6 protein-coding genes and 1 pseudogene are annotated in these 7,419 nt (G+C 47.4%); 3 read left to right on the plus strand and 4 right to left on the minus strand.

What is annotated here, in order from left to right; genetic code table 11:
• Positions 1–13 precede the first annotated feature (13 nt).
• Both HMPREF1508_RS01130 and HMPREF1508_RS01135 read left to right on the plus strand, forming a co-directional pair.
• The gene (locus HMPREF1508_RS01130) at positions 14–1,090 is read left to right on the plus strand and encodes a Gfo/Idh/MocA family protein (RefSeq protein WP_044958655.1); all 1,077 of its coding nucleotides are present in this window, start codon (positions 14–16) and stop codon (positions 1,088–1,090) included.
• Positions 1,091–1,118: 28 nt separating this feature from the next.
• Positions 1,119–3,317 (plus strand): glycoside hydrolase family 3 N-terminal domain-containing protein, encoded by a 2,199-nt coding sequence (locus HMPREF1508_RS01135; RefSeq protein WP_044958656.1) that lies wholly within the window; start codon positions 1,119–1,121, stop codon positions 3,315–3,317.
• A 96-nt stretch (positions 3,318–3,413) separates the two neighbouring features.
• Here the strand turns inward: HMPREF1508_RS01135 and HMPREF1508_RS09835 are convergent, their stop codons facing one another.
• The 4 genes from HMPREF1508_RS09835 to HMPREF1508_RS01155 form a co-directional block, all read right to left on the minus strand.
• On the minus strand, positions 3,414–3,683 hold the full coding sequence (locus HMPREF1508_RS09835; RefSeq protein ID WP_084640163.1) for a helix-turn-helix transcriptional regulator: 270 nt from the start codon (positions 3,681–3,683) through the stop codon (positions 3,414–3,416).
• 126 nt (positions 3,684–3,809) lie between these two features.
• The gene (locus tag HMPREF1508_RS01145) at positions 3,810–4,331 is read right to left on the minus strand and encodes a DUF4411 family protein (RefSeq protein WP_044958657.1); all 522 of its coding nucleotides are present in this window, start codon (positions 4,329–4,331) and stop codon (positions 3,810–3,812) included.
• A complete protein-coding gene (locus HMPREF1508_RS01150) occupies positions 4,331–5,491 on the minus strand; it encodes an ImmA/IrrE family metallo-endopeptidase (RefSeq protein ID WP_044958660.1) in 1,161 nt (386 codons plus the stop codon). The genes HMPREF1508_RS01145 and HMPREF1508_RS01150 overlap by 1 nt, the downstream gene beginning before the upstream one ends.
• Before the next feature lie 93 nt (positions 5,492–5,584).
• Positions 5,585–6,475, minus strand: coding sequence for a PucR family transcriptional regulator (locus HMPREF1508_RS01155; protein WP_198015535.1), 891 nt, complete (start codon positions 6,473–6,475; stop codon positions 5,585–5,587).
• A gap of 509 nt (positions 6,476–6,984) precedes the next feature.
• Between HMPREF1508_RS01155 and HMPREF1508_RS01165 the strand changes: the two are divergent.
• Positions 6,985–7,419, plus strand: a pseudogene (locus HMPREF1508_RS01165) (GbpC/Spa domain-containing protein); the annotation flags it as partial.

A 7,419-nucleotide genomic window follows, 5' to 3' on the forward strand; every position in this document is an offset into this window, starting at 1 on the left:
AAAGGAAACCGGGATGAAAAAATTAAAAGCAGGAATTGTCGGCTGTGGCGGGATCGCCAACGGAAAGCATATGCCGGCTATGAAAAAAAGCGGACTTTATGAGCTCGTTGCCTTTTGTGACATCGTCATTGAAAGGGCGGAGGATGCTAAAGAAAAATTTGGAGAAAAGGACGCTGCAGTATTTGAAGATTACAAGGAGCTGTTAAGGCTTGATCTGGACGTCGTTTATGTGACGACACCGAACCGCTCTCATGCGGAAATATCGATCGCGGCGATGGAGAGCGGGAAGGACGTTATGTGTGAAAAGCCGATGGCGAAAACATATGCGCAGGCCTTGGAAATGCTGGAGACATCCAAACGTACCGGGCGTATTCTCCAGATCGGATACCAGAACAGATACCGGGCGGATTCGTCCTATCTGCATAAGCTTTGTGAGAAGGAAGAACTTGGAGACATATATTTTGCGAAGGCTCATGCGCTGCGCAGAAGAGCGGTGCCTACGTGGGGCGTATTCCTAAATGAGGAAGAGCAAGGCGGAGGTCCGCTGATCGATATCGGGACGCACGCTTTGGATCTGACGCTTTGGATGATGAACAATTATGAGGTGGAGTCCGTGATCGGTTCGGTCTTCCACAAGCTTTCCGACTCGGACAACCAAGGAAACGCTTTCGGAAACTGGGATCCGGAGCAATTTACAGTGGAGGATTCCGCATTTGGCTTCATCAAAATGAAAAACGGAGCGGTGATCGAGCTGGAATCTTCTTGGGCGTTGAATATTTTGGACGGAGAAGAAGCGAAAACAACCTTGTGCGGAACGAAAGGCGGGGCAGATATGAAGGGAGGGCTTCGTATCAATTGTATCCACGAAAATCTGCCGGTCGTTGAGATCCCGGATCTTTCGGGAGGCGGAGTTGATTTCTTCAGCGGCGGCTCTAAATCAGCAGGGGATATTGAGCAGGAGCATTTCTACGATGTTGTCGTAAACGGAAGAGAACAGATCGTCAAGCCCGAACAGGCGCTTGTTGTTACAAGAGTGCTGGAGGCGATTTACGAGTCGGCAAAATCAGGAAAAACAGTTTACTTTTCCTAACGAAAATGTGTCAAAAGAGGAGTGACAGATGGATGAAATAAAATTGAGGCAACTGCTTGGATCGATGTCCCTGCGGGAAAAGATCGGGCAGATGATACAGCTTACGGGGAGCTATTATGAAAAAGCGCTCGATGCTGAGGGAGATGCCGATACGGTGATGACGGGAAATGAAGTGGAAGGGCAGATCCCTTCATGGGTGTTTCAGACGGCCGGTTCCGTACTTGGTACGATCGGAGAAGAAAAAATAAAAAATATACAGAAGGCTTATCAAAAAGCACACCCCCACGGTATTCCGCTCTTGTTTATGGCGGATGTTATTCACGGCTGTTCGACAATCTTTCCGATCCCCCTTGGGCAGGCGTGCAGTTTTCACCCGGAGCTTGTGAAAAAATGTGCCGCCGCTTCTGCGAGAGAGGCGGCGTCCCAAGGGCTTCGTGCGACCTTTTCCCCTATGATCGACGTGTCCGCCGATCCGAGGTGGGGAAGGATCATGGAATCCTTCGGGGAGGATCCGTATTTGAACGGTACGCTCGGCAAGGCGATGGTTGAGGGCTACCAGGAAGAGCCGAAAGGAGATCACCATGAGCTGGCAGGATGCTTGAAGCATTTTGCAGGCTACGGGGCGGTCAGTGCAGGAAGGGAGTACAACGATGTGGAAATGTCTCAAAGAACATTCTTTGAGCAATATTTAAAGCCGTTTCGAGAGGCGATAAAGGCCAATCCTTCCATGGTCATGACAGCCTTTCATGCGATCGACCGCGTTCCGATCAGCAAAAACGAAGACCTACTGAAAAAGACGCTGCGGGATGATATGGGCTTTGACGGAGTCCTTATTTCCGACTGGGGATCAATCGGTCAGCTAGAGGAGCAGCATGTGGCTGCCGATCAGAGAGAATGTGCGATTTTCGGGCAAAATGCAGGTATCGACATTGATATGATGAGTCGGGCGTATATGGAGCATTTGGAAGAGCTTGTCCTGGATGGCAGTATCCCGATGGAGGAAATCGATGAAAGTGTCTGGAAGATCCTGTGCATGAAAAATGACCTCGGCTTGTTTGAAGATCCGCTCTCTGGAATGGGAGACGTAGAAATACTGTCCGAGGAGACAAAACAGCTTGCCAAGGAGTGTGTCATGGAGGGGTGCGTCCTTCTGAAAAATGAAGAAATGCTCCCCTTAAAGGATGATGGAAAAAAAGTATATTGGATCGGACCGTATACAAGCTCCCGCCAATTTTTGAGCAGATGGTCCATATTCGGTAAGCATGCGCATGTGGAGACGATCGAGAGCGTTTTGAAGAAAAAGGGAAAGCAAGTCGACTGCATAACGGGGAGCACGATTTTGACGAAGAAGGAGGCGATGCAGTGGGACGTATGGGGACCGGAGGAGGAGACGATCGAAAAGCAGCTTGCTGATGAAGAGAAGAAGCTTGCATCAATCTCACCGGAGGACACAGTCGTCTTAGTTGTCGGGGAACACGAGATCCAGTCCGGGGAAGCTGCCAGCAGAGCTTTTTTGGAATTACCGAAGCCTCAAAAGGATCTGTTCGATAAGGTGTGGGCAAGGACAAAAAATATCATCACTGTACTTGTGACCGGTCGTCCGCTGGATGTGAGGGAGCTGAGCGAGAAATCAAAAGCGTTTCTTGTGGTGTGGCGTCCTGGAACGATGGGCGCTGAGGCAATCGTCGATCTCGTATACGGAGACGGACAACCTTCGGGAAAGCTTGCCGTAAGCTTTCCGTACAGTGTCGGGCAATGTCCGGTCACTTATTGGGATATGACGACAGGACACCCGATGAAGCATGAAGAAGACCGTTTCAGCAGCAGGTATATGGATATTCCGAACACACCGTTGTATCCTTTCGGATTCGGACTGACTTACACGAGCTTTACCGTCAAAGATATTCGAGGGACGGTTACGGAAGGTAAGTATGCCTCGGTAACGTGTACAGTCAAAAATACAGGACAGATAAAAGGGACGGAAGTCGTGCAGTGCTATGTACGCACAAAGCTTGCCGATGTTGTCCGACCGGAAAAAGAGTTGATCCGTTTCCGTCGAGTGACCTTGAACCCGGGAGATGAACAGAACATACAGTTTACGATTCCGAAGGAGGAATTTTCCTTTTACGACAGGCATATGAATAAAATAGTAGATGGTATTTTGTTTCAGCTCCTTGTGGGGACAGACAGTACGGTAAATGATGGCTGTGACATTTATTTTGAATGATCAGCCGGGGAAGATAAATGCGGATTTTGAAATACATGTATTACCTGGAGCAGGACATGGATTTAATAAAGATGGATACGACAGCAGACAGTCTATTCAGCAAGTAGCAGGTGTCATTCCCATATATCTCTTAAAGACAGCGCCGAAGGGAGTCTGTGTTTTAAACTGATAGTATTCAGCAATGCGCTGTATGTGAAAATCGGAATATTTGAGCATGTTTACGGCGGCTTCTATGCGGTTCTTCCGAATATACTCCATCAGGGTAGTTCCTTCCTGTTCAGAAAAAAGATGCAATAAGTAGTCCTGGCTAATGTGAAGATGATCAGCCAGAATCTCAGGTGAAAGCGGCTGATTTAAGTGATGCATAATATAAGACTTACATTTTCTGATATAAGGAGAATTTTCATCTTTAGATTTCTTTTTTCTGACAAGATACAGGTAACTGCTGAAAATTTTTGTATATATTTTTTCGCACTGTTGTAGAGAAGACGCTTACCGGATGATAATCCCTAATCTACGCATCATTTCAAAAATATCTATTGCCTTTACACCTAAATACTCCGCGACATCTGGAATTTTGGCAGACCTGTTGGGAGTTTTTTTGCTTAATCCACGAGACCTTACTTCCTGAGTTACGAGTGTATATCCATTTGCTTTCGCTGAAGCAATCAGCCAAGGATCCGCAATGTTTTCCGGGGCCCATGTTGTCAGCGCTCTTTCTGTATAATATCCGGAACTGGCCACAAACTGCATCACATTTTGGTATTCTTTTACGGTCTGCTCCGTTATTTTAGGTACAATAGCAAGATGACTCACACTGGAAAGCCATTTCGACAGGTCATCCTGTCCCTTTTCTATCTCATCCTTCACCGCGTCAAGTATTACTACTTCTCCAGAATCAAGATGCTTTTTTAGTTCTTTCCAATATGGCGGAACCAAATCAAACGCATAGTAAAACCTGAATGGCGTTATGAGTGCATTTGAATCAATAAGAAAGATTTCCTGCTTGTCCATCAAATCCCTCCTCCAAGACGCATAGCAACTTCTGGAAAGGTCTTTCTATTGGTGTTTGTCAGTCTGTAAGCTTCTGTGAATGTTGTTCTGCCAGAGGTAATGCTTTCACAAAGTGCCCGTACAAAACATCCATCAAGTCGAGATTTCGCGGTGTTATAGTAGTCTCCACCACCAGATCCCTTGCTGTCTTTTTGTGTTTTATACGCCTCAATACCTTCTGCAACAACGTCATTGTACATTTTTTTGCTGATCTTGTTGGTATCAAATGCCTTCCTGGCAATGACACTTTCACTACATTTAAAGGTCTTTGCCAGCAGAGAGATTCTTTCCCGCTTATCTAATTCAGAAAGATATCTCCACTTATCTAAAAACACATCAAGAGGGGCTATTAACTCGCTTGCCACAGCATTACAAATAACTTCCAGTGGCTGAACATGAGGGCTGTTTTTTCTGTCGTTATAGAGATCATCTACTCCAAACCATATATGGGCAATCTCATGAAATAAGGAAAACAGCTTTGCGCCCTGAGAGTCAGCACTATTGATAAAAATCAGAGGGGCCCATTCATCGATGATGGCAAAGGCTCTAAACTCGTCAATACTCAATGCACGATGATTATTTGCTCCAACAATGCCATTGAGCATTACGACTACACCACTTTCATCCAAAAGACCTCTGATATATTTGAAAGATTCCGCCGGATTTTTATAATGGGCATACCACTCCAGCCCTAAATTTAGATCTGCTCTTATTTTTTCGGCGATTTGTTTAGGCTCAGTCTGGCCTTTTAGACGACCAACCAGAGGGAGAGCGTCAAAGCCCGTATCTTGGCGATATTCTCTCATCCAATCTTGAACTCTCTCCATCTCATTTATCGTATCAATTAAGTTCCTGCTTGGATTAGCGAGTTCTATACTATCGACAGTCCTATATTCTAATAACTTAATATCCTCGACAGGCGGTGTTTGCAAGAAGAAATAGCCGAGAGGGATATTCGCCTTTCGACTAAAAGTCTCTATTTGATTGAAGGTAGGCGTTTTTGTGCCGCTAAGCCATTGCTGAATATTGCTCAGTAATTTCGTTCCCAGTTGTTCTTCGCTGGTCTGGCTCATCGCCCAGCTAATGATAGTGGGTTGTATCTTTACATTTACAGTTGGCATAGCTTCTACCTCCTTTCATCTGCAGCTAGTTTGATGATATCAAAGATTCACTTAAAATACAGTATTGCTTGTCTTGGCGGTGGCGGTGTAAGTTCACCGTGACTTCTGATGCAGCTTCTGCCAGATCATCATGCCGATCCGGCAGGTGATGGCCTCGTCGAAATTGCGGACATCCAGGCCGGAGGCCTTCTGAAACTTGTCCAGACGGTAGGCCAGGGTGTTGCGGTGGATGAAAAGCTGCCGCGCCGTCTCAGAGAGGCTCAGGTTATTGTGAAAGAGGGTGTGGATGGCCCGAAGGGTGTCCGCATCCATCCGGCCGAAATCATAGTCCAGAAAATGCTCTTGCAGGTAGCGCTGGCAGACGTCCTCCGGAAGGCGGAAGATGAGACGGGCCAGGCCCAGAGAAGCGGATTCATAGACCTGTTCGGCAGGGTAGAAGGTCTTGCCGATGGCAAGACTGGTCACAAGATCCTGGTAGGCGGCGGGCAGATCCGCCAGGGTCACTGTCTGGTTGTCATAGACCACCTTGACCGGGATCATGGCCTCGGAAGCCATGGTGTCAAGCAGGGCGGAGACCATGGGAGAAAGGGAGGACGGCTTGTCCTTGACGATCAGGAGCATCCGATCTCTTCCCATGGAAAGGGGGGAGACCTGGCTGCGCGGGAAGATAGAGGAGAGAATACTCCTCGTCTCCTCGTTGAGATCTTCGGGGAAGGTCACCAGAAGAAGGGCCCGCCTGGAGGAGGCCTGCATGTGGTGGCGGGCAAAGCCGGATCGAATCTCGTCTTCGTCCAGCTGGCCGGACAGATAGCGGCGGAGGAAGTAGTGCTTGTCCCGGTTGGATTTGGTCAGGCGCAGGAGATCCCGCAGCTTACCGGCTGTGACCTGGGGATCAGCGGGGGCCTGGGGATCCAGACAGAGGGAGAGACCTGTGCTCTCCTGCAATTGGTCCAGAAGATTTGAAATTTCGCCAGAATCATTCATCATCATTTGTTATCCCTTATTTCTATTTCGTGAGAGGAATCCTGCCAGAGGAGACAGGCCACAGCCGCCCTGTTGCAGATGTCCCTTTTTTTTAGATCGAGAGGTCTGCAGGTTAAATACCAGTATAACCTTTTCGGCAAGTTTCCCATAGCTTGCGCAGGCAACTCATACAGGCGGCTTCCCATGGCTCGACAGAAACCGGGGAAACATGAACAGGAAAGCAACTTTTTCATAAATTTGTGGAAATTTGTGAACAATCTATGTTATTCTATAGTTCCTGTTGGCCAGTGCCATGGAAGGACTCCGTGGAAGAGCTTTGGTGCTGATGGTTTAGAGGGATTGACAGGCATGAAGAGCAAGATATAATCTGTACAGGCGTACCAATAAGATGGTCCCGTCTGGAATTAAGATATCTAAGGAGCAAAAGAATACACGGATCGGTGCTTTCTTTATCTTCTTTAAATGATAGAAACTCAAAATTGGCAGAAGGACAAAGACAAGGAGGAAGTATGAAAGGAAAGAGCAGAGCGATCAGCAAAAAGCTGTCAGCGATTACTTTGTCATGCCTGGTAATGTTTGGTACGGTTGGAGCGGTGTTGCCGACCTATGCGGCAGACCCCGTCAAGGGAATTGAGATTAAAGCAGATCGAACGGAATTAGATCAAAGTGTTTCCGATGCCAAAAATGCCGGTGCTGAGATCGTGCAGGATGCTGACGTTGACAAGGGCGTGGTGAAATCCGAGGCGGAAGCCGACAGCAAGAGGGCGGAAATCGAGGCGGATTATAAGCAGCAGGTGCAGCAATTAAAGGATGCAAAGAAGGCTGCGCAAAAATATAGTCAGGACAAGAAGAAATACGATGAGGCCAAGAAGAAGTATGATGAAGAATTGGCCAAGTACAATATCGCCAAGAAAAAATATGATGATGAGCTGACCGCCTACAAC

It is taken from the genome of Shuttleworthella sp. MSX8B (genome assembly GCF_000524295.1).
In the GTDB taxonomy this organism is placed as follows: Bacteria; Bacillota; Clostridia; order Lachnospirales; family Lachnospiraceae; genus Shuttleworthia; species Shuttleworthia satelles.

Coding starts and splice junctions, on each gene's coding strand:
- HMPREF1508_RS09835 (WP_084640163.1), bottom strand. CDS start 3,683: ATGCATCACTTAAATCAGCCGCTTTCACCTGAGATTCTGGCTGATCAT.
- HMPREF1508_RS01130 (WP_044958655.1), top strand. CDS start 14: ATGAAAAAATTAAAAGCAGGAATTGTCGGCTGTGGCGGGATCGCCAAC.
- HMPREF1508_RS01155 (WP_198015535.1), bottom strand. CDS start 6,475: ATGAATGATTCTGGCGAAATTTCAAATCTTCTGGACCAATTGCAGGAG.
- HMPREF1508_RS01145 (WP_044958657.1), bottom strand. CDS start 4,331: ATGGACAAGCAGGAAATCTTTCTTATTGATTCAAATGCACTCATAACG.
- HMPREF1508_RS01135 (WP_044958656.1), top strand. CDS start 1,119: ATGGATGAAATAAAATTGAGGCAACTGCTTGGATCGATGTCCCTGCGG.
- HMPREF1508_RS01150 (WP_044958660.1), bottom strand. CDS start 5,491: ATGCCAACTGTAAATGTAAAGATACAACCCACTATCATTAGCTGGGCG.